Below are 19932 nucleotides of genomic sequence, written 5' to 3' on the forward strand. Positions count from 1 at the left end.
CCGGGATAAATCAGGGGCCGCGGAGAGTGATCTCCGCGGCCCCTTTTCTGTGCGCCTTCAGGAGAGGCGGCCGCTCAGCGGATCTGGCGGACGGAACTGATCGCCTCGGCCAGACCGAACCTGTTGAGGTCGGGCACATCCCGGTCGAACACCTGGCAGCGTCCGCGGAAGTTGGCGTCTGCGCAGACCTCCCAGGTCCCGCCTCCGACGATCCTGAGGCTGTGGGCCGTATCGTTGAACTGCCTCGGCAGGTTCGAGTACTCTGAGCGGGCTTCGAAAGCTCCGCCCCCGAAGTTCACGGTCGGGTACATGGCCAGGGTCGAAGGCCGATAACCACCGCCGTTTCCGCCATTGTTTCCGCCGCCCCAGGGCGGAGGGGGAGGGGGGGGATAGCCTCCACCCTGGCTGTCTGTCGGACGCAGGGAGCTGATGGCGAAGCCGAGGCCGTAGCGACGCAGGTCCGGGACATCGCGGTCGAGGATCTGGCAGTTCCCGCGGAAGTTAGCGTCCGAGCAGACCTCCCAGCCGGTTCGGCCGGTGACCCGCAGGCTCAGGGCCTTGTCATTGAAATAGGCCGGGAGGTTCGAGTACTCCCGGTTCGTATCGAAGGCCTGGCCGCTGAAGTTCAGGCCGGAGAAGAGTGTGGCCTGGGGCTGGGCGTAGGGCGGCCTGCCGCCATTCGTCCCCCCGTTCCAGCCGCCGCCGGAGTTCCCCCCGGACCGGCACTCGAGGCGACCGTCGACATTGGTGATGTAGGTGCAGTTTCCAACCCTCAGGCTGGTGTTGTTCCAGCGCCCATACCGGTCCTGGCACTGGGCGGTCACAATGGCGTTGGGTCCATACCCGACCGTCGAGACGTTCCTGCAGGTCTGCCAGTAGTCGCCGGTCGGTGGCGGCGCACCTCGCTCCTGCGCGACCGCGGCTCCGGAGGGGACGCTGAACGCCAGTATGGCGGCGGCGATGAAGCCCGGAAGGCGCATCATTATGTCTTCTCCCTGATTTCGGGCGCGGCACCATTCGCCGGGCGGGCGCATCCTTGAATGACCGTGAGATCGGACGCAAGACCGCGCGCCCCTTGCTCAGCAGGGGAGGCGCTGCTAAACGAGCCGGCTCCGGAGAACCGGGCCCGGCAAGGGTCCGCGACCGGCGTGTCCGCGCCCCTCGGGGTCGGCGCACAGGAGTGTAGCTCAGCTGGTAGAGCATCGGTCTCCAAAACCGAGGGCCGGGGGTTCGAATCCCTCCACTCCTGCCACGGGCTGATTATTTAGGGTTCGGGCCCAAGGGGTCCGGACAAATGAAGAGAGAGAGTTACGGAACGGCCATGGCCAGGAACAAGGGCTCCAAGCCTCAGGCGATGAAGGAGCGTGCAGCGCGAACCGCTGCCGCTGTCGCGCCGAATTCCGCCCTGGCCACGGGGCCGGCGGGCGCGCCCAAAAAGCGCGTGGGCGTCCTTCAGTTCATGCGTGAGGTACGCGCCGAGGCGCGGCGGATCACCTGGACCACGCCGAGGGAGACCTGGATCACCTCGGTCTTCGTCGGCATCATGGTCGTACTGGCGGCGGTTTTCCTTCAGTTGGTGGACCTGTTCCTTGGCTGGAGCCTCTCGCTCGTTCTCAAGTTCGCAAACGGGGGTTGAGTCTGGTCATGAACACCGAGGCGCCCGTCGCGGCAAACCCGCGTCACAAGTGGTACATCGTCCACGCCTATTCCAACTTCGAGAAGAAGGTGGCGGATGCGATCCGCGATCAGGCCCGCACCCAGGGCCTTGAGGACAGGTTTTCGGACATTCTCGTACCGACAGAGGACGTGGTGGAGATCCGCCGCGGACGGAAGATCAATGCCGAACGCAAGTTCTTCCCTGGCTATGTCCTGGTGAAGATGGAGCTGACGGACGAGGCCTACCACCTGATCAAGAATACACCCAAGGTCACGGGCTTCCTGGGCAGCCAGAACAAGCCCCAGCCCGTGTCCGAGCGAGAGGTCGCCCGGATCATTGGTGCCATCGAGGAAGGTGTCGAGCGGCCAAAGCCGACCATCACCTTCGAGATCGGCGAGACCGTTCGGGTCACAGACGGCCCCTTCGCCAGCTTCAATGGCTCGGTGGAACAGGTCGATGAGGATCGCGCTCGCCTGCGCGTGACGGTGTCCATCTTCGGACGCGCCACGCCGGTCGAGCTCGAATACAGTCAGGTCGAAAAAGTCGCCTGACTGAAACCCGTCCCCGGGCTTCCGGCCGGGGGACTTCAAATCCGTGGGAGGGGAAGCAGGTCTAACCCCGTACCACGGCTCAACCGACCGGGCGTCCGGTCAAAGAGGAGAAAATGGCCAAGAAGATTCTGGGTTACATCAAACTGCAGGTGTCCGCGGGTTCCGCTACGCCCTCGCCGCCCATCGGGCCGGCCTTGGGCCAGCGCGGGGTCAACATCATGGGCTTCTGCAAGGAGTTCAACGCCCGCACCGAGAAGGAAGTTAAGGGCACGCCCCTGCCGACCATCATCACGGTCTACCAGGACAAGTCCTTCACCTTCATCACCAAGACGCCTCCGGCGACGCACTTCATCAAGTTGGCCCTGGGCATTAAGTCCGGGTCAAAGGCCCCTGGCCGCGATGTCGCCGGCAGCATTTCCCGCACCCAGCTGCGGGATATCGCTGAGAAGAAGATGAAGGACCTGAACGCCATCGATATGGACGCGGCCGCGCGCATCATCGAGGGCTCCGCCCGTTCGATGGGCCTTGAGATTGTGGAGGGCTGACGCATGAGCACCCAGACCAAGCGCAATAAGACCTGGACGGGCGACCGCCTAGCCTCCCATCCGGTCGACGCAGCCATCCGGCTCGTCAAGGAAAACGCCACAGCCAAGTTTGACGAGAGCATTGAGATCTCCGTCAACCTGGGCGTCGATCCCCGTCACGCTGACCAGCAGGTCCGTGGCGTCGTCAACCTGCCCTCCGGCACTGGCCGTGACGTTCGCGTCGCTGTCATCGCCCGCGACGCCAAGGCCGATGAGGCCACGGCCGCTGGTGCCGACATCGTGGGCGCTGAGGAGCTCGTCGAGCGTATTCAGGGCGGCTTCATGGAATTCGACCGGGTGATCGCCACCCCCGACATGATGGCCCTCGTGGGTCGTCTGGGTAAGGTCCTGGGCCCCCGCGGCCTGATGCCGAACCCGCGGGTCGGCACGGTGACCCCCAACGTGGGCCAGGCCGTAAAGGACGCCAAGGGCGGAGCCATCGAGTTCCGGACCGAGAAGACCGGCATCATCCACGCCGGTATCGGCAAGGCCAGTTTCACCGACGAGCAGATCGCCGCCAACGTGCACGCTCTGGTCGACGCCCTGAACAAGGCCAAGCCCTCGGGTGCCAAGGGAACTTATATCAAGAAGATCAGCCTGTCCTCGACCATGGGGCCGGGCTTCCGGGTCGACACCGGCTCTGCCAGCGCCTGAGGCACCGGATCTGAACGGACACAGGATTGGGCGCGGGGGAATGCCTCCGCGCCCTTTTCCTGTCTGGCCTGTCGGAGCGGCAGGGAAGTGAGGGTTGGACGCCTGCTGGGAGGACCCGCAGGGCGAGGCCCTGTTAATCCGAGCCGGCGCGGACCCGCCGCAGGCGGTTGAGCAGGACGCCCCCCGCGATTACAAGAAGGCGGAAGGCACTGCCGCCGCTGAGCATATGGTGCGGTGCCCCGCAGGGACAGGCCCTGCAATCTGGAGGACCACCCCATGAGACGTGCCGCCATCGTCAGCCCGATCCGCACCGCGGTGGGCAAGTTTCAGGGCAGCCTTGCCAGCTTGACGGCCGGCGAGCTTGGGGCCGTCGTCCTGCGCGCCCTCGTGGAGCGCACCGGGATCGATCCCGGCCGGGTGGACGACGTGATCTTCGCCCAGGGCTACGGTAACGGCGAGGCTCCCTGCATTGCACGTTGGTCGGCCCTCGCCGCTGACTTCCCGATCTCCGTCCCCGGCTACCAGCTCGACCGCCGATGCGGCTCGGGACTGCAGGCGGTGATCGACGCGGCCATGATGGTCCAGACCGGCGTCGCTGACGTCGTCATTGCCGGCGGCGTCGAGAGCATGAGCAATGTCGAATACTACTCCCTCGACATGCGCAGCGGAGCCCGCGCTGGCTCGGTGACAATGCACGACCGCCTGGCCCGGGGCCGGGTGATGAGCCAGCCCGTCGAGCGCTTCGGGGTGATCTCGGGGATGATCGAGACCGCGGACAACCTGGCCCGCGACTATCAGATCAGCCGCGAGGAATGCGATGAATACGCCGCGATGAGTCACCAGCGCGCCGCGGCAGCCTGGGCTGCCGGCAAGTTCGACGACGAGGTGGTTCCCGTTTCGGTGAAGCAGAAGAAGGGCGACCCGATCCTGTTCACGAAGGACGAAGGGGTCCGCCCTGAGGCGACCGCGGACTCCCTCTCCCAGCTGCGTTCCATCGAAAAGGGCGGTGTGGTCACTGCCGGCAACGCCAGCCAGCAGAACGATGCAGCTGCAGCCTGCCTGGTGGTTGCCGAGGACAAGCTCGCCGAGCTCAATCTCGATCCTATGGGCTGGTTCGTCAGCTGGGCGGCGGCGGGGTGCGACCCGTCGCGCATGGGGATCGGCCCGGTTCCTGCCGTGGAGCGACTGTTCGCCCGCACCGGCATGTCCTGGGACGACATCGACCTCGTCGAGCTGAACGAGGCCTTCGCCCCGCAGGTGCTGGCCGTCCTGCGCGGCTGGGGTTGGGATGACCGCGACCGGCTCAATGTGAATGGCTCTGGGATTTCCCTCGGCCATCCCATCGGCGCCACAGGCGGGCGGATCCTCGCCAACCTGCTGCGTGAGCTTGACCGCCGGCAGGGTCGCTATGGCCTGGAGACCATGTGCATCGGAGGCGGCCAGGGCATTGCGGCGATCTTCGAGCGCCCCTGACCCTCGGAGTGTCGATGGCGTCGATGCCCTTGCCATGCGGCGGCGCATCGTGTAGCCACCGCGCCTTCTAGAGTTTCGCCCCTCCCTCGGGAGGCGGCGGGTTCGGGGGTCCGCCCCCGATCCTGTCCAAGAACTGCGGGGTGCCGGGGTCGCCGGTACCGTAATCGCCGGGGGAGCCCCTCCGGAATCGCAGGGAGACGGGAAGATGAGGATGACCGGCCGGCGGCTTGCCGCGGACCGGCGCCGCGGCTTCTCACACGGACAGGTCGCCCAAGGGTCCTTTCGGGCCGGCGGGCGCGCGTACGGTTCCGGGAATCGTCCCGAAGCCGCTTCCGAGTATGGAGACCGCAATGGACCGCGCTCAAAAGCAGGTGACCATCGAAGCGCTCAAGGGCGATTTCGCAGGTGCCGGCGCCGTGGTCGTGACCCACAACCTGGGTCTGACTGTTGCGCAAATGACGGAACTTCGCGGACGCCTCCGCAAGGAAGGCGCCCACTTCAAGGTGGTCAAGAACACCCTGGCACAGAAGGCTCTGGCCGGATCCCTTGGTGAGGCGGGCGATGCCCTCTTCGCCGGTCCCGTCGCCATCGCCTTCGCACCTGACCCGGTGACCGCCGCCAAGGTGACCAGCCAGTACGCGAAGGAAAACGACAAGCTTGCCATCCGCGGCGGGTTCATGGGCGAGACCATTCTGGACGTCGCCGGCGTGGGGGCCCTGGCCCTCCTGCCGTCGCTGGACCAGCTGCGGTCCAAGCTCATCGGGCTCGTGCAGGCACCCGCGACCAAGATCGCCGGCGTGCTTCAGGCTCCGGCCGGCCAGCTCGCTCGTGTCTTCGGCGCGTACGCCGCCAAGGATGCCGCCTGACCGTCACTTTCCGAAAATCCCCTCATCCACTGATCCCAAGGAAACCTACCCATGTCCAAGCTTGAAAAGCTGGTTGAAGACCTCTCCGCCCTGACCGTCCTGGAAGCCTCCGAGCTTTCCAAGCTGCTCGAAGAAAAGTGGGGCGTCTCGGCCGCCGCTCCCGTCGCCGTTGCCGCCGCGGCACCGGGCGCTGGTGCTCCCGCCGAAGCCGTCGAAGAGCAAACGGAGTTCACCGTTATCCTGACCGGTGGCGGCGACAAGAAGATCAACGTCATCAAGGAAGTCCGCGGCATCCGTCCGGACCTTGGCCTGAAGGAAGCCAAGGACCTGGTGGAAAGCGCGCCCCAGAACGTGGTCGAGAACGTTTCCAAGCAGCAGGCCGAAGAGGTCAAGAAGAAGCTCGAGGAAGCCGGCGCCAGCGTCCAGATCAAGTAGTCGGACGGCGCCACTTCGCGTCACATCAGGCGGGCCCGGGGATCACCCCGGGCCCGTTTTGCGTCCGAGTGCCGAGAGGCCAAGGGCGATGAGATCCTCTTCCGGGGATGTCAGCACGGTCCGGCGGCCTGCGGGTCGGTCGGTCTCGGGCATTCCGTTCAGCGCCCAGGCGAGACTCTCCCCGGTCCGGCGATTCCAGAACAGGCCGGTCATCCAGCCGTAGGCGTCGCCAAGATGACCACGCCAGTCAGCGGAATCCGGGCCGAAGAAGGCGTCGCCTTCCGGGCCGCGCCTGCCTGTGAGGACCTGTACGCCCAGGCCATACGCCTGGAAGACGCCGCCCTCGTCATCCGCGCCCCCAGGTCCGATACGCCATGCGGGAACCTCCATCCTGGACATGGGCCCGGGGTCGGCGAGGAAGAGCCTGGCCAGCCTGTCCATACCTTCAAGGCTGATCCGAAGTCCGCCCTGGGGCGCGAAGGCGAAGCCGTTTTCGCCAGGCTGAATGTCGCCATCCGTCAGTCCGGGCCGTTCTTCCGCCGCCAGAAAGGTGGGTGCCGGCCAAGTGGGAGGTGCGGCGTCGACCTGGGCCACCCACGTCCCGCCTTCCCATCTCAGCCCAGGTGCCGCCAGAGACCGGGCCCGGGCGGTCACCCCACTCCAATTGTAGCCGGCGTCGATTCCCGCGGGGTCAAACAACCGCTCGCGCATCAACCGGTCAAAGCGCAGTCCGGTAACCTGCTCTGCCCACTGGGCGAGGAGGGCGTAATTGACGTCGGCGTAACCGAATCGCTTGCCCGGCGGAAAGGCGTCGGGTCCGAACCAGGCCCCAGCGTCATAGCTGCGCGCGCCCGGCGTGAAGGCCTCGACCAGGCGCCGCCCGGCGGGAACCGGATAGCTGGGACCATTCCGGAGTCCGCTGGTGTGGGACAGGAGGTGGCGTAGTCGGATCGGATGGTCTGGCCAGGCGGGTCGCCGGAGACGGAAACCGAGGTGATCAGAGACATCCGCTTCCAGGCCGTCTGGCAGCGCCTGAGCAATAGGGACGATAACTCGGGCCGCCATCAGCTTGGAGACGGAAGCGATCCTGAAAGGACGGTCCAACCGGAAGGCGCGGCCATCTCCGGTCTCGCCACGGACCTGGGTGAACCGCGTCAGGGGCGAAGATGCGATGATCCCGCTGCAGGGCCCGAAGCTGGGCCCTGGGGGACCTGCCATGGCAGTTGCCTTGCCCAGGCTCGCCGCCACGCCGGCGGCACTCACCGCCGCGATGAGGCGTCGGGAGGGGAGGGCAACCGCGGAGTGTTGGCGGGTGTCGAAGGGGCTTCGGCCGAATTCTTTCGCAGGCATCTTCCTTTTCTTCTCACGATCGCCTATTCCCCGCCACTCGCGAATCCGCTGGTCATGGCCAGAGGATTCGAACGCCTAGGTTCCGAGGCACGGCATTTCGCCCTCCCGCCGTGCGAGGGAACGCCCCCGGCGTAAAGGGGGCTTCCAGCGTCCGGTCTCCGGTAACACGGAGGTTCGAGGGTGGACGCCAGGAAACAGATTCCAGCGCACGGGGACCTCCCGCGCGCGGTTCAAGGGTAGACAATGGCTCAGTCCTTCACCGGCAAGAAGCGGATCCGCAAGTCCTTTGGCCGCATCCCCGAAGCCGTCCAGATGCCAAACCTCATTGAGGTCCAGCGTTCGTCCTACGAGCAGTTCCTGCAACGTGAGACCCCCGTGGGCAATCGTCGGGATGAGGGCGTGGAAGCGGTCTTCCGGTCGGTGTTTCCGATCAAGGACTTCAATGAGCGCGCGGTGCTGGAGTACGTCTCCTACGAGTTCGAGGAGCCCAAGTACGACGTCGAGGAGTGCGTCCAGCGCGACATGACCTTCGCCGCTCCGCTGAAGGTCAAGCTCCGTCTGATCGTGTTTGAAACCGACGAGGAAACCGGCGCGCGGTCCGTCAAGGACATCAAGGAGCAGGACGTCTACATGGGCGACATCCCGCTCATGACCGAGAAGGGCACCTTCGTTTCTAACGGCTCCCAGCGCGTCATTGTCTCGCAGATGCACCGCTCGCCCGGCGTGTTTTTCGACCACGATAAGGGCAAGACCCACGCCTCGGGCAAGCTGCTGTTCGCCGCCCGGGTCATCCCCTACCGCGGCTCATGGCTGGATTTTGAATTCGACGCCAAGGATGTGGTCTTTGTCCGTATCGACCGGCGCCGGAAGCTGCCAGCGACGACCTTCCTGATGGCCCTGGGCATGGACGGCGAGGAGATCCTCGGGACCTTCTATGACACGGTGACCTGCCAGAAGCGTGAAGGGGGATGGACCACCCCCTACCGTCCGGACCGTTGGCGGGGCGTGAAGCCCGATTTCGCCCTGGTGAATGCAGAGACCGGGGAAGAGGTGGCGCCAGCCGGCCAGAAGATCTCCGCCCGCAATGCCAAGCGCTTTGCGGATGCCGGCCTGAGCAGCCTTCTGCTGCCGCCAGAGGCCCTATCGGGACGCTATATGGCCCGGGACCTGGTCAACATGGAAACAGGCGAGATCTATGCCGAGGCGGGTGACGAACTGGACCCCGGCGTGATCGCTGAACTTGAGGCCCAGGGCTTCTCCAGCTTTGACCTTCTCGACGTCGATGACGTGAACATGGGGGCCTATATCCGCAACACCCTGCGGGTCGACAAGAACACCGCCCGGGAAGATGCGCTGTTCGATGTCTACCGGGTCATGCGCCCGGGCGAGCCCCCGACTGTCGAGGCGGCGGAGGCGATGTTCAAGTCACTGTTCTTCGACTCTGAACGCTACGACCTGTCGTCAGTCGGCCGCGTGAAGATGAACATGCGACTGGAGCTGGATTGCCCAGATGACGTCCGCGTGCTTCGCAAGGATGACATCCTGGCGGTCCTTAAGACCCTGGTCGGCCTTCGGGACGGCCGCGGCGAGATCGACGACATCGACAACCTCGGCAACCGCCGGGTGCGTTCGGTGGGGGAACTGCTGGAGAACCAGTACCGGGTCGGCCTGCTGCGCATGGAGCGCGCCATCAAGGAGCGCATGAGCTCTGTCGACATCGACACGGTCATGCCGCACGACCTGATCAACGCCAAGCCGGCGGCAGCTGCCGTGCGCGAGTTCTTCGGCTCGTCCCAGCTTTCCCAGTTCATGGACCAGACCAATCCGCTGTCGGAAATCACCCACAAACGGCGCCTCTCGGCCCTCGGCCCCGGCGGTCTTACCCGCGAGCGCGCCGGCTTTGAGGTGCGCGACGTGCACCCGACCCACTACGGCCGGATCTGCCCCATTGAAACGCCAGAAGGCCCCAATATCGGCCTGATCAACTCGCTTGCGACGCACGCAGTGGTCAACAAGTACGGCTTCATTGAGAGCCCTTACCGCAGGGTTAAGGACGGTAGGATCACCGACGAGGTGGTCTACATGTCCGCGATGGAAGAGGCCAAGCACGTCATCGCCCAGGCCAACATCAAGATTGAGAACGGAGAGATCGTCGAGGACCTGGTCCCGGGTCGGATCAACGGCGAACCTTCGCTGCTCCCCAAGGCCGATGTCGATCTGATGGACGTGTCGCCCATGCAGGTGGTCTCGGTGGCCGCTTCCCTGATCCCCTTCCTCGAGAACGACGACGCCAATCGCGCCCTGATGGGCTCGAACATGCAGAAGCAGGCCGTTCCGCTGATCCAGTCGGACGCGCCCCTCGTGGGCACGGGCATGGAAAGCATTGTCGCCGTGGACTCTGGAGCCGTGGTCGTCGCCCGGAGGACCGGCGTTGTCGAACAAATCGACGGTACCCGGATTGTGATCCGTGCGACCGAGGAGAGCGATCCCTCGAAGTCTGGCGTCGATATCTATCGACTGCAGAAGTTCCAGCGCTCGAACACCTCGACCTGCATCAATCAGCGCCCGCTGGTAAGGGTGGGCGACCGGGTCGCCACCGGCGACGTGATTGCCGATGGACCGTCGACCGACCTCGGCGAACTGGCCCTCGGCCGGAACGTCCTGGTCGCGTTCATGCCCTGGAATGGCTACAACTTCGAGGACTCGATCCTCATCTCAGAGCGGATCGTTCGCGATGACGTCTTCACCTCGATCCACATCGAGGAATTCGAGGTCATGGCCCGCGACACCAAGCTCGGGCCAGAGGAAATCACCCGCGACATTCCCAACGTCGGCGAGGAGGCGCTCCGCAACCTCGACGAGGCTGGCATCGTCGCCATCGGTGCCGAGATCCTGCCTGGGGACATCCTGGTCGGTAAGGTCACGCCTAAGGGTGAGAGCCCGATGACGCCGGAGGAAAAGCTCCTGCGCGCCATCTTCGGCGAAAAGGCCTCTGACGTGCGCGACACCTCCCTGCGGCTGCCGCCAGGCGTCGCTGGAACGGTGGTCGAGGTCCGGGTCTTCAACCGGCACGGCGTCGACAAGGACGAGCGGGCGCAGGCTATTGAGCGCGACGAGATCGAACGCCTGGGTAAGGACCGGGACGACGAATTCGCTATCCTGAACCGGAACATGACCGGTCGTCTTCGCACCCTGCTGACCGGTAAGGTCGCCGTCTCCGGTCCCAAGGGCGTGAGCCGCGGCGAGATCACCGCCGGTAAGCTTGAAGACGTCTCGCCGGGGCTGTGGTGGCAGATCGCCCTGGACGACGAGAAGGCCATGGGCGAACTGGAGGCAATGCGTCGGCAGTTCGACGAAGCCCGCAAGCGCCTCGACCGCCGCTTTGACGACAAGGTCGAAAAGCTCAAGCGTGGGGACGAGCTTCCTCCTGGCGTGATGAAGATGGTCAAGGTCTTCGTGGCCGTGAAGCGAAAGCTCCAGCCTGGCGACAAGATGGCTGGCCGTCACGGGAACAAGGGGGTCATCTCCAAGATCCTGCCGATCGAGGACATGCCCTATCTCGGGGATGGCCGTAACGTCGACATCGTGCTCAATCCCCTGGGTGTGCCCAGCCGTATGAACGTCGGCCAGATCTTCGAGACCCACCTCGGCTGGGCCGCCGCCGGGCTCGGACGCCAGATCGCCGAGGTCCTGGAGGCCTGGCGCAACGGCGGACAGAGGCAGGCTCTCATTGATCACCTGAAGGGCATTTACGGCCCTGACCAGGAGCTTCCGGAGACTGATGAGGAATTGGTCGAGCTGGCCCGCAATCTCTCAAAGGGTGTTCCCTTTGCGACGCCGGTGTTTGACGGCGCCCACATCGAGGACATCGAGAACCTGCTGGAAACCGCTGGCCTTGATCGTTCAGGGCAGTCGATCCTGTACGATGGCCAGACTGGCGAGCAGTTCAAGCGGCCGGTGACGGTGGGCTATATCTACATGCTGAAGCTGCACCACCTGGTGGACGACAAGATCCACGCCCGGTCCATCGGCCCCTACTCGCTGGTCACCCAGCAGCCCCTGGGCGGCAAGGCCCAGTTCGGCGGACAGCGTTTCGGGGAAATGGAGGTGTGGGCACTCGAGGCCTATGGCGCCGCCTACACCCTGCAGGAAATGCTGACCGTGAAGTCCGACGACGTGGCTGGCCGGACCCAGGTCTACGAGTCCATCGTCCGCGGCGACGACACCTTCGAGGCGGGCATTCCCGAGAGTTTCAACGTGCTGGTCAAGGAGATGCGCTCCCTCGGCCTCAACGTGGAACTCGAGAACACCTGAGGCCCGCCCGCCTCCCTTGCCAGCGCGGGGGGAGGGGCCGTCAGCCCCTCCCGATCCGCTTCCGGAATCTCTGACGAACTGGAAGACCCATGAACCAGGAAGTCCTGAATATCTTCAACCCGGTCCAGGCCGCCCCGACCTTCGACCGGATCCGCATCGCCCTCGCCAGCCCCGAAAAGATTCGGTCCTGGTCGTTTGGGGAGATCAAGAAGCCCGAGACCATCAACTACCGGACCTTCAAGCCGGAGCGCGATGGCCTGTTCTGCGCCCGCATCTTCGGTCCGACCAAGGACTACGAGTGCCTTTGCGGCAAGTACAAGCGGATGAAGTACAAGGGCATCATCTGCGAAAAGTGCGGCGTCGAGGTGACACTTGCCCGCGTCCGTCGCGAGCGCATGGGCCACATTGAACTGGCCAGCCCGGTTGCTCACATCTGGTTCCTGAAGTCCCTGCCCAGCCGCATCTCCATGATGCTGGACATGGCCCTGAAGGACATCGAGCGGGTCCTGTACTTCGAGTATTACATCGTCACCGAGCCCGGCCTGACGCCCCTCAAGATGCACCAGCTGCTCTCGGAGGACGACCACATCCGGTTTCAGGAGGAGTTTGGCGATGACAGCTTCACCGCCGAGATTGGCGCTGAGGCGATCCAGGGCCTTCTGAAGGCGATCGACCTGCCTAAGGAAGCCGACCGGCTGCGTGAGGACCTCCTCACGATCACCTCGGAAATGAAGCTCAAGAAGACGTCCAAGCGTCTCAAGCTCATAGAGAGCTTCATCGAGAGCAAGAACCGCCCCGAGTGGATGGTCCTTGCGGTAGTCCCCGTCATTCCGCCGGACCTTCGCCCGCTTGTGCCCCTGGACGGCGGTCGCTTCGCCACGTCCGACCTCAATGATCTCTACCGCCGGGTCATCAACCGGAACAACCGCCTCAAGCGCCTGATGGAGCTCCGGGCCCCGGACATCATCATCCGCAATGAGAAGCGGATGCTGCAGGAGTCTGTTGACGCCCTGTTCGACAACGGCCGCCGCGGCCGGGTGATCACCGGTGCAAACAAGCGGCCGCTGAAGTCCCTCGCTGACATGCTGAAGGGCAAGCAGGGCCGGTTCCGGCAGAATCTCCTGGGCAAGCGCGTCGACTACTCCGGCCGTTCGGTCATCGTGGTCGGTCCGGAGCTGAAGCTCCACGAGTGCGGCCTGCCCAAGAAGATGGCGCTCGAACTCTTCAAGCCGTTCATCTATGCGCGCCTTGACGCCAAGGGTCTTTCGGGAACCGTCAAACAATCCAAGCGCATGGTCGAGCGCGAGCAGCCTGCGGTCTGGGATATCCTGGACGAGGTCATCCGCGAGCATCCGGTCCTGCTGAACCGGGCCCCGACCCTGCACCGTCTTGGCATCCAGGCCTTCGAGCCCAAGCTGATCGAGGGCAAGGCCATCCAGCTGCATCCGCTGGTCTGCGCAGCCTTCAATGCCGACTTCGACGGCGACCAGATGGCCGTCCACGTCCCGCTGAGCCTTGAGGCTCAGCTGGAGGCGCGCGTCCTGATGATGTCGACTAACAACATCCTATCGCCCGCCAACGGTCGTCCGATCATCGTCCCGTCCCAGGATATCGTCCTGGGTCTCTATTACCTGTCGCTGGCCAAGGACGGTGAACCCGGTCAGGGGAAGTTGTTCGCTGACCTGGGCGAGATCGACGCCGCCCTCGATGCAGGGGTCGTTACCCTTCATACCAAGATCAAGGCCCGCCACTTCGAGATGAACGCCGATGGAGTCCTAGAGCGCAGGGTCATCGACACCACACCGGGTCGGATGAAGATCGTCGCCCTGTTCCCACAGCACCCCGCCGTCGGGCACCGCCTTCTCGAGAAGAACCTCACCAAGAAGGAAATCGGCAACCTGATCGAAACCGTCTATCGGCACTGCGGCCAGAAGGCGACGGTGATCTTCGCCGACCAGATGATGGGGCTGGGCTTCCGCGAGGCGGCCAAGGCCGGCATCTCCTTCGGCAAGGATGACATCATCATCCCGCAGAGGAAGAAGCCTATCGTTGCGGAAACCCGCAGGCTGGTCGAGGAATACGAGCAGCAGTACGCGGACGGCCTCATTACCAAGGGCGAGAAGTACAACAAGGTTGTGGACGCCTGGGCCAAGGCCACCGATCGCGTCGCTGACGAGATGATGGCCGAGATTTCCACTGCCGAGAAAGACGCCTCGGGTCGGGAAGGGGAGATCAACTCGATCTTCATGATGGCCAACTCGGGTGCCCGTGGCTCCCAGGCCCAGATGAAGCAGCTGGGCGGAATGCGCGGTCTTATGGCCAAGCCCTCGGGTGAGATCATCGAGACCCCGATCATCTCGAACTTCAAGGAAGGCCTGACGGTCCAGGAGTACTTCAACTCCACCCACGGGGCCCGTAAGGGCCTGGCCGACACCGCGCTGAAGACGGCCAACTCGGGCTACCTGACCCGTCGCCTCGTCGACGTCGCCCAGGACTGCATCATCAATGAGGAAGATTGCGGAACCAGCCGCGGCATCACCCTCAAGGCGGTGGTTGAGGGCGGCGACGTCCTCGTTTCCCTGGGTGCGCGGATACTGGGGCGTCATGCCGCAGAGGATGTGCGCGACCCCATCAGCGGCGATGTCATCGTCCCGGCAGACGCCTATTTCGACGAGGACATGATTGATGTCGTCGAGGCCGCTGCCGTCCAGTCTGTGAAGGTGCGTTCGGTCCTAACCTGTGAGGCCAAGCTTGGCGTCTGCGGCGCCTGCTACGGTCGCGACCTGGCCCGTGGAACACGGGTGAACATCGGGGAGGCAGTCGGCGTCATCGCCGCCCAGTCCATCGGCGAACCCGGCACACAGCTGACCATGCGGACCTTCCACATCGGTGGGACGGCCCAGGTGAAGGATGCGTCCTTCCACGAGGCTGGAAACGCAGGCGTCGTTCGGCTCATTGGCGGATCCACCGTGGTTGCCCCTGACGGTGCCCTGATCTGCATGAGCCGAAACCTGGTGCTGACTGTCCAGGTCGATGGAAAGGACCGCGAGACCTACAAGCCGCCATACGGCGCCCGTCTGAAGTTTAAGGACGGGGAAAAGGTCAAGCGCGGCGAACGCCTCACGGAGTGGGACCCCTACTCGAACCCAACCATCACCGAGGTCGGCGGTCGCGTCCGCTTCGAGGATCTGGTCGAGAACGTGTCCTTCCGAGAGGAAGCCGACGAGGCGACGGGCATCTCCAGCCGCGTCGTCGTCGACTGGCGCGCCTCAACCAAGGGCGGCGACCTGCGCCCGGCCATGGCGGTGCTGGACGAGACGGGTGCCTATCGCCGGCTCTCGAACGGCGGGGAGGCGCGCTATCTTCTCCCGGTGGGCGCCATTCTGTCGGTGGGTGATGGGGACGAAATCCGGCCTGGAGAAGTCCTGGCCCGGGTGTCGACCGAGAGTGCCAAGACCCGCGACATCACCGGCGGTCTTCCGCGGGTGGCCGAGCTGTTCGAGGCCCGCCGGCCTAAGGACTGCGCGGTGATCGCGGAGATGGATGGCCGGGTCGAGTTCGGTCGCGACTACAAGAACAAGCGTCGGATCAAGATCACCCCAGAGGATGGCGGCGAAGCCGTCGAATTCCTGATCCCGAAGGGTAAGCACATCGCCGTCCACGATGGGGATGTCATCCGCAAGGGTGAATACCTCATCGACGGCAATCCTGATCCCCATGACATCCTCCGGATTCTGGGGATCGAGGCGCTGGCGGAATTCCTAGTCGACGAGATTCAGGAGGTCTATCGGCTACAAGGCGTGCCCATCAACGACAAGCACATCGAGACCATCGTCCGTCAGATGCTCCAGAAGGGTGAGATCCTCGAGACCGGGGACACCGGGCTTCTCAGGGGCGACCACCTCGATATGACGGACATCCACGAGGAGAACGCCAAGGCCGAAGCCCGTGGTGGACGTCCGGCGATCACCCAGCCGGTCCTGCTCGGGATCACAAAGGCCTCACTCCAGACCCGCAGCTTCATCAGCGCCGCCTCCTTCCAGGAGACGACACGCGTGCTGACCGAGGCTGCTGTCCAGGGCAAGACGGACACCCTCGAGGGCCTGAAGGAAAACGTGATCGTGGGTCGTCTGATCCCGGCGGGTACGGGATCCTTCCTCCGTGGCCTGCAGCGGGTTGCGGCGCGCCGCGACGCCGCTCTCAGCGCGAGCCGGGAGGAGGCCATGGAGCCGCTTCCGGAGGTCATAGCCGTAGAGGCCGAGGAGGAGGGTCTCGGCCTCTAGATCCTGTTCCGATAAGTGGGAACCGGTTATCGGATCGAAACAGGATCTAACGATATGGACTTAGAGCCTGTTTTGCCCCTTCAGACGCTCCATCTGAAGGGAACGGGCTCTAGGCCGCAGAACCAAGCCTGAGAACCTGGGGGCGGCATGCGCAAGCGTGTCGCCCCTTTCCCTTGAGGGGATAAAACCGGCGGGCAGCGCCCTGCTTCTGGGCCGGGCGAAGCCGCGAAGACCAGGGGCGTGCAAGTTGGGCCTCAGGGCGGGAGACGGGCACCTATCGCAGCGAGACTGAGGGCGGGGATCGGCATCATCCCTACGACAGGGGACGCGGACTCCTTCGACATCTTCGATATATTCGACTGGCGTCGGGGCCTGCGCCGGGGCGCCGTTGACGCCGACGGGCCTTACGAGTATGAACCGCGCTCTTTCGAGGCCAGGAGGGAGTCGTCCTGGTCACCGATGAACGGTCGTCGCCCTCCGGGGTGGTGGCGAACCCGCCGGTGCGATCGTCTTCGCGCCGGCGAGTTTTTGCGTTCAGAGGTCCTGGCCCCGGATCGAATTCGTAATTGGAACCCTCATGAGGCGCCGCGGCCAAACGGCACACGCCTCCACAGCAGAGAATAAATGCCCACAGTCAATCAGCTCATCCGCAAGCCTAGGCAAGATAAGCCTTCGCGGAACAAGGTCCCGGCCCTCAAGGGCTGCCCGCAGCGTCGCGGCGTCTGCACGCGGGTCTATACAACGACCCCGAAGAAGCCCAACTCGGCCCTGCGGAAGGTCGCCAAGGTGCGCCTGACCACGGGCATCGAAGCGGTCTGCTACATCCCTGGCGAAGGCCACAATTTGCAGGAGCACTCCGTGGTGCTCATTCGCGGCGGCCGGGTGAAGGACCTTCCGGGTGTCCGCTATCACATCCTGCGCGGCGTTCTCGACACCCAAGGGGTGAAGGATCGCAAGCAGCGCCGTTCGCTCTACGGCGCCAAGCGTCCGAAGTAAGGAGACGAGTCCATGTCCCGCCGCCGCCGCGCAGAGAAGCGCGAAGTCCTGCCAGATCCCAAGTTTGGCGATCTGACCGTCACCAAGTTCATGAACTACGTCATGTACGAAGGTAAGAAGGCTGTCGCCGAGAACATCCTCTACGGTGCCTTCGACATCCTGGAGTCCAAGCGCAAGGATCAGGGTCCCCTTGAGACCTTCCATGCCGCCCTCGACAATGTCGCTCCGGGCATCGAGGTTCGCTCCCGCCGGGTTGGCGGTGCGACCTATCAGGTGCCGGTCGAAGTCCGTCCGGATCGCCGCAAGGCTCTGGCCATCCGTTGGCTGGTGACTGCCGCTCGCAAGCGCGGTGAGAACACCATGACGGAGAAACTGGCCGGGGAACTCCTGGACGCGTCTTCCAACCGCGGGACTGCGGTCAAGAAGCGCGAGGACACACACAAGATGGCCGAGGCTAACCGGGCCTTCTCTCACTACCGCTGGTAAGTCCTGCGGATTTCCATAGTTACCGGCGCGGGGGCCCTCAAAGCCTCTCGCGCCGTTCTTGCAAGACACCGACGCCCCTCTAGCTGAGCGCCCGCCATGCCCCGTATTCACAAAGTCGAAGACTACCGTAACTTCGGTATCATGGCCCACATCGACGCGGGCAAGACGACCACGACCGAGCGGATCCTGTTCTACACCGGCAAGAGCCATAAGATCGGTGAAGTCCATGACGGCGCGGCCACCATGGACTGGATGGAGCAGGAACAGGAACGGGGCATCACTATCACCTCGGCGGCCACCACCGCCTTCTGGTCCGGCTGCCGCCTGAACATTATCGACACTCCGGGGCACGTGGACTTCACCATCGAGGTGGAGCGTTCGCTGCGGGTGCTGGACGGGGCCGTGGCGGTGCTTGACGGCAATCAGGGCGTGGAACCCCAGACCGAGACGGTCTGGCGCCAGGCTGACCGCTACAACGTCCCGCGCATTGTGTTCGTCAACAAGATGGACAAGATCGGCGCGGACTTCGAAATGTGCGTTCGCACCATCCGTGAGAGGCTTGGCGTCAAGGCCGTCCCGATCCAGCTTCCAATCGGCTCTGAATCCACCCTGCGCGGGATCGTCGACCTGGTTCGCATGAAGGCCGTGGTCTGGGAGTCCGAGGGCCTAGGTGCCAATTTCCACGACGAGGATATCCCGGCCGACATGCTCGCCAAGGCCGAGGAAGCCCGCCACTACATGATCGAGAACGCCGTCGAGATGGACGACGAGGCCATGGAGGCCTACCTCGGCGGTGAGGTGCCCTCGGAAACGGTGATCAAGAACTGTATCCGCAAGGCGGTGCTTTCGGGTGCCTTCTATCCGATCCTTGCCGGCTCCGCCTTCAAGAACAAGGGCGTGCAGCCCCTTCTCGACGCCGTCGTTGATTACCTGCCGTCGCCGGTGGACATTCCCCCGACCCCGGGCCTGGACTTCAAGACCGAGGAGCCTGTGGTGCGCAGGGCCTCTGATGATGAGCCTCTGTCGGTCCTGGCCTTCAAGATCATGGATGACCCGTTCGTGGGCTCGCTGACCTTCTGCCGGATCTATTCTGGCAAGTTGGAGTCGAGTATGGGGCTGCTCAATTCGACGCGCGACAAGCGCGAGCGGGTCGGGCGCATGCTGCTCATGCACTCTAATAACCGCGAAGACATCAAGGAAGCCTACGCTGGCGATATCGTCGCCCTGGCGGGCCTCAAGGACACCCGCACGGGCGACACCCTGTGCGACCCGACCAAGTCGCCGGTGATCCTGGAGAAGATGATCTTCCCGGAACCCGTCATCGAGATCGCCATCGAGCCGAAGTCCAAGCCCGACCAGGAAAAGCTGGGCGTCGCTCTGGCCAAGATGGTTGCCGAGGATCCCTCCTTCACGGTGTTCACGGACCAGGAGTCCGGCCAGACCATCATGAGGGGCATGGGCGAGCTACATCTCGACATCAAGGTCGATATCCTGAAGCGCACCTACAAGGTCGAAGCCAATATCGGCGCCCCTCAGGTGGCCTACCGGGAAAGCCTCAGTCGGCCCACCGATATCGACTACACGCACAAGAAGCAGACCGGCGGTACCGGCCAGTTCGCCCGGGTCAAGATCAAGTTCGAGCCCGGTGAGCCCGGCTCGGGCTTCGTGTTCGCGAGCACCGTCGTTGGCGGTTCCGTTCCGAAGGAATACGTCCCCGGCGTACAGAAGGGCCTGGAATCGGCCAAGGAAAACGGCCTTTTAGCCGGTTTCCCATTGATCGACTTCAAGGCGACCCTTTACGACGGCGGCTACCACGACGTGGACTCCTCCGTCCTGGCCTTCGAAATCGCCGCGCGCGCAGCCTTCCGGGAACTCCGGGAGAAGGGCGCTCCGCGCCTGCTCGAGCCGGTGATGAAGGTCGAGGTCCTGACTCCGGATGAGTACATGGGCGACGTGATCGGCGACTTGAACAGCCGCCGGGGGCAAATCCAGGGCACCGAGACCCGGGGTAACGCCCAGGTTGTCACGGCCTTCGTTCCGCTCGCCAACATGTTCGGCTATATCAACACCCTGCGCTCGTTCTCGCAGGGCCGAGCAAACTTTACTATGCAGTACGACCATTACGAGACGGTGCCGCAAGCGGTCGCCGACGAAGTGATTAAGAAGTTCGCCTAACCCCGCACCAACCCCAGTTTAGAGGACAGGCCCATAGCGGGCCGGAGCTTGAGATGGCCAAAGAGAAATTCCTACGTAACAAGCCGCACTGCAACATTGGCACGATTG

The 19932-nt window shown here is 64.2% G+C and carries 14 protein-coding genes and 1 tRNA gene; 13 read left to right on the plus strand and 2 right to left on the minus strand.

All coding sequences use genetic code 11. The features are described 5' to 3' along the window. Positions 1-74: 74 nt before the first annotated feature. Positions 75-983 carry a beta/gamma crystallin-related protein gene (locus tag WCJ52_RS04705; protein ID WP_336902149.1) on the minus strand — a complete coding sequence of 303 codons (909 nt, stop codon included), beginning with the start codon at positions 981-983 and terminating at the stop codon, positions 75-77. A 193-nt stretch (positions 984-1176) separates the two neighbouring features. Between WCJ52_RS04705 and WCJ52_RS04710 the strand changes: the two genes are divergently transcribed. From WCJ52_RS04710 to rplL, 8 genes are all read left to right on the plus strand, one after another. Next, positions 1177-1252: transfer RNA gene (locus WCJ52_RS04710), tRNA-Trp, on the plus strand. Positions 1253-1294: 42 nt separating this feature from the next. Continuing rightward, on the plus strand, positions 1295-1636 hold the full coding sequence (gene secE / locus WCJ52_RS04715) for a preprotein translocase subunit SecE (RefSeq protein ID WP_336902150.1): 342 nt from the start codon (positions 1295-1297) through the stop codon (positions 1634-1636). Positions 1637-1644: 8 nt separating this feature from the next. Then, a complete protein-coding gene (gene nusG, locus WCJ52_RS04720; RefSeq protein WP_336902151.1) occupies positions 1645-2208 on the plus strand; it encodes a transcription termination/antitermination protein NusG in 564 nt (187 codons plus the stop codon). Positions 2209-2321: 113 nt separating this feature from the next. Beyond that, positions 2322-2753 carry a 50S ribosomal protein L11 gene (gene rplK, locus WCJ52_RS04725; RefSeq protein WP_336902152.1) on the plus strand — a complete coding sequence of 144 codons (432 nt, stop codon included), beginning with the start codon at positions 2322-2324 and terminating at the stop codon, positions 2751-2753. Between the two features lie 3 nt (positions 2754-2756). Continuing rightward, a complete protein-coding gene (gene rplA / locus WCJ52_RS04730) occupies positions 2757-3446 on the plus strand; it encodes a 50S ribosomal protein L1 (protein ID WP_336902153.1) in 690 nt (229 codons plus the stop codon). A 276-nt stretch (positions 3447-3722) separates the two neighbouring features. After that, positions 3723-4919: an acetyl-CoA C-acetyltransferase gene (locus WCJ52_RS04735; protein WP_336902154.1), complete on the plus strand. Its 1197-nt coding sequence runs from the start codon at positions 3723-3725 to the stop codon at positions 4917-4919. Between the two features lie 350 nt (positions 4920-5269). After that, positions 5270-5785, plus strand: a complete 516-nt coding sequence (gene rplJ / locus WCJ52_RS04740) for a 50S ribosomal protein L10 (protein ID WP_336902155.1) — start codon at positions 5270-5272, stop codon at positions 5783-5785. Positions 5786-5836: 51 nt separating this feature from the next. Next, entirely contained in the window at positions 5837-6220 is a 384-nt protein-coding gene (gene rplL / locus WCJ52_RS04745; protein WP_336902156.1) for a 50S ribosomal protein L7/L12, read from the plus strand. A gap of 42 nt (positions 6221-6262) precedes the next feature. Here the strand turns inward: rplL and WCJ52_RS04750 are convergent, their stop codons facing one another. Further along, on the minus strand, positions 6263-7570 hold the full coding sequence (locus WCJ52_RS04750) for a serine hydrolase (RefSeq protein WP_336902157.1): 1308 nt from the start codon (positions 7568-7570) through the stop codon (positions 6263-6265). A gap of 243 nt (positions 7571-7813) precedes the next feature. On the opposite strand from WCJ52_RS04750, the gene rpoB reads away from it, so the two are divergent. The 5 genes from rpoB to fusA all read left to right on the plus strand — a co-directional run bounded on the left by rpoB (position 7814) and on the right by fusA (position 19824). Further along, the gene (rpoB, locus tag WCJ52_RS04755; RefSeq protein ID WP_336902158.1) at positions 7814-11884 is read left to right on the plus strand and encodes a DNA-directed RNA polymerase subunit beta; all 4071 of its coding nucleotides are present in this window, start codon (positions 7814-7816) and stop codon (positions 11882-11884) included. A gap of 89 nt (positions 11885-11973) precedes the next feature. Continuing rightward, complete coding sequence (gene rpoC, locus WCJ52_RS04760; RefSeq protein ID WP_336902159.1) at positions 11974-16167, plus strand: DNA-directed RNA polymerase subunit beta'; 4194 nt, start codon at positions 11974-11976, stop codon at positions 16165-16167. Positions 16168-16791: 624 nt separating this feature from the next. Next, positions 16792-17163: a 30S ribosomal protein S12 gene (gene rpsL / locus WCJ52_RS04765; protein ID WP_056018026.1), complete on the plus strand. Its 372-nt coding sequence runs from the start codon at positions 16792-16794 to the stop codon at positions 17161-17163. 12 nt (positions 17164-17175) lie between these two features. Next, on the plus strand, positions 17176-17649 hold the full coding sequence (gene rpsG, locus WCJ52_RS04770) for a 30S ribosomal protein S7 (RefSeq protein WP_336902160.1): 474 nt from the start codon (positions 17176-17178) through the stop codon (positions 17647-17649). A 96-nt stretch (positions 17650-17745) separates the two neighbouring features. Continuing rightward, positions 17746-19824 (plus strand): elongation factor G, encoded by a 2079-nt coding sequence (gene fusA, locus WCJ52_RS04775; protein ID WP_336902161.1) that lies wholly within the window; start codon positions 17746-17748, stop codon positions 19822-19824. The last annotated feature ends 108 nt before the right edge of the window (positions 19825-19932 follow it).

The organism is Phenylobacterium sp. (assembly GCF_037138395.1).
Classification (GTDB): Bacteria; Pseudomonadota; Alphaproteobacteria; order Caulobacterales; family Caulobacteraceae; genus Phenylobacterium.

Excerpts from the sequence above, each read along its gene's own strand:
- WCJ52_RS04705 (WP_336902149.1), bottom strand. The coding sequence starts at position 983 with ATGATGCGCCTTCCGGGCTTCATCGCCGCCGCCATACTGGCGTTCAGC.
- secE (WP_336902150.1), top strand. The coding sequence starts at position 1,295 with ATGAAGAGAGAGAGTTACGGAACGGCCATGGCCAGGAACAAGGGCTCC.
- nusG (WP_336902151.1), top strand. The coding sequence starts at position 1,645 with ATGAACACCGAGGCGCCCGTCGCGGCAAACCCGCGTCACAAGTGGTAC.
- rplK (WP_336902152.1), top strand. The coding sequence starts at position 2,322 with ATGGCCAAGAAGATTCTGGGTTACATCAAACTGCAGGTGTCCGCGGGT.
- rplA (WP_336902153.1), top strand. The coding sequence starts at position 2,757 with ATGAGCACCCAGACCAAGCGCAATAAGACCTGGACGGGCGACCGCCTA.
- WCJ52_RS04735 (WP_336902154.1), top strand. The coding sequence starts at position 3,723 with ATGAGACGTGCCGCCATCGTCAGCCCGATCCGCACCGCGGTGGGCAAG.
- rplJ (WP_336902155.1), top strand. The coding sequence starts at position 5,270 with ATGGACCGCGCTCAAAAGCAGGTGACCATCGAAGCGCTCAAGGGCGAT.
- rplL (WP_336902156.1), top strand. The coding sequence starts at position 5,837 with ATGTCCAAGCTTGAAAAGCTGGTTGAAGACCTCTCCGCCCTGACCGTC.
- WCJ52_RS04750 (WP_336902157.1), bottom strand. The coding sequence starts at position 7,570 with ATGCCTGCGAAAGAATTCGGCCGAAGCCCCTTCGACACCCGCCAACAC.
- rpoB (WP_336902158.1), top strand. The coding sequence starts at position 7,814 with ATGGCTCAGTCCTTCACCGGCAAGAAGCGGATCCGCAAGTCCTTTGGC.
- rpoC (WP_336902159.1), top strand. The coding sequence starts at position 11,974 with ATGAACCAGGAAGTCCTGAATATCTTCAACCCGGTCCAGGCCGCCCCG.
- rpsL (WP_056018026.1), top strand. The coding sequence starts at position 16,792 with ATGCCCACAGTCAATCAGCTCATCCGCAAGCCTAGGCAAGATAAGCCT.
- rpsG (WP_336902160.1), top strand. The coding sequence starts at position 17,176 with ATGTCCCGCCGCCGCCGCGCAGAGAAGCGCGAAGTCCTGCCAGATCCC.
- fusA (WP_336902161.1), top strand. The coding sequence starts at position 17,746 with ATGCCCCGTATTCACAAAGTCGAAGACTACCGTAACTTCGGTATCATG.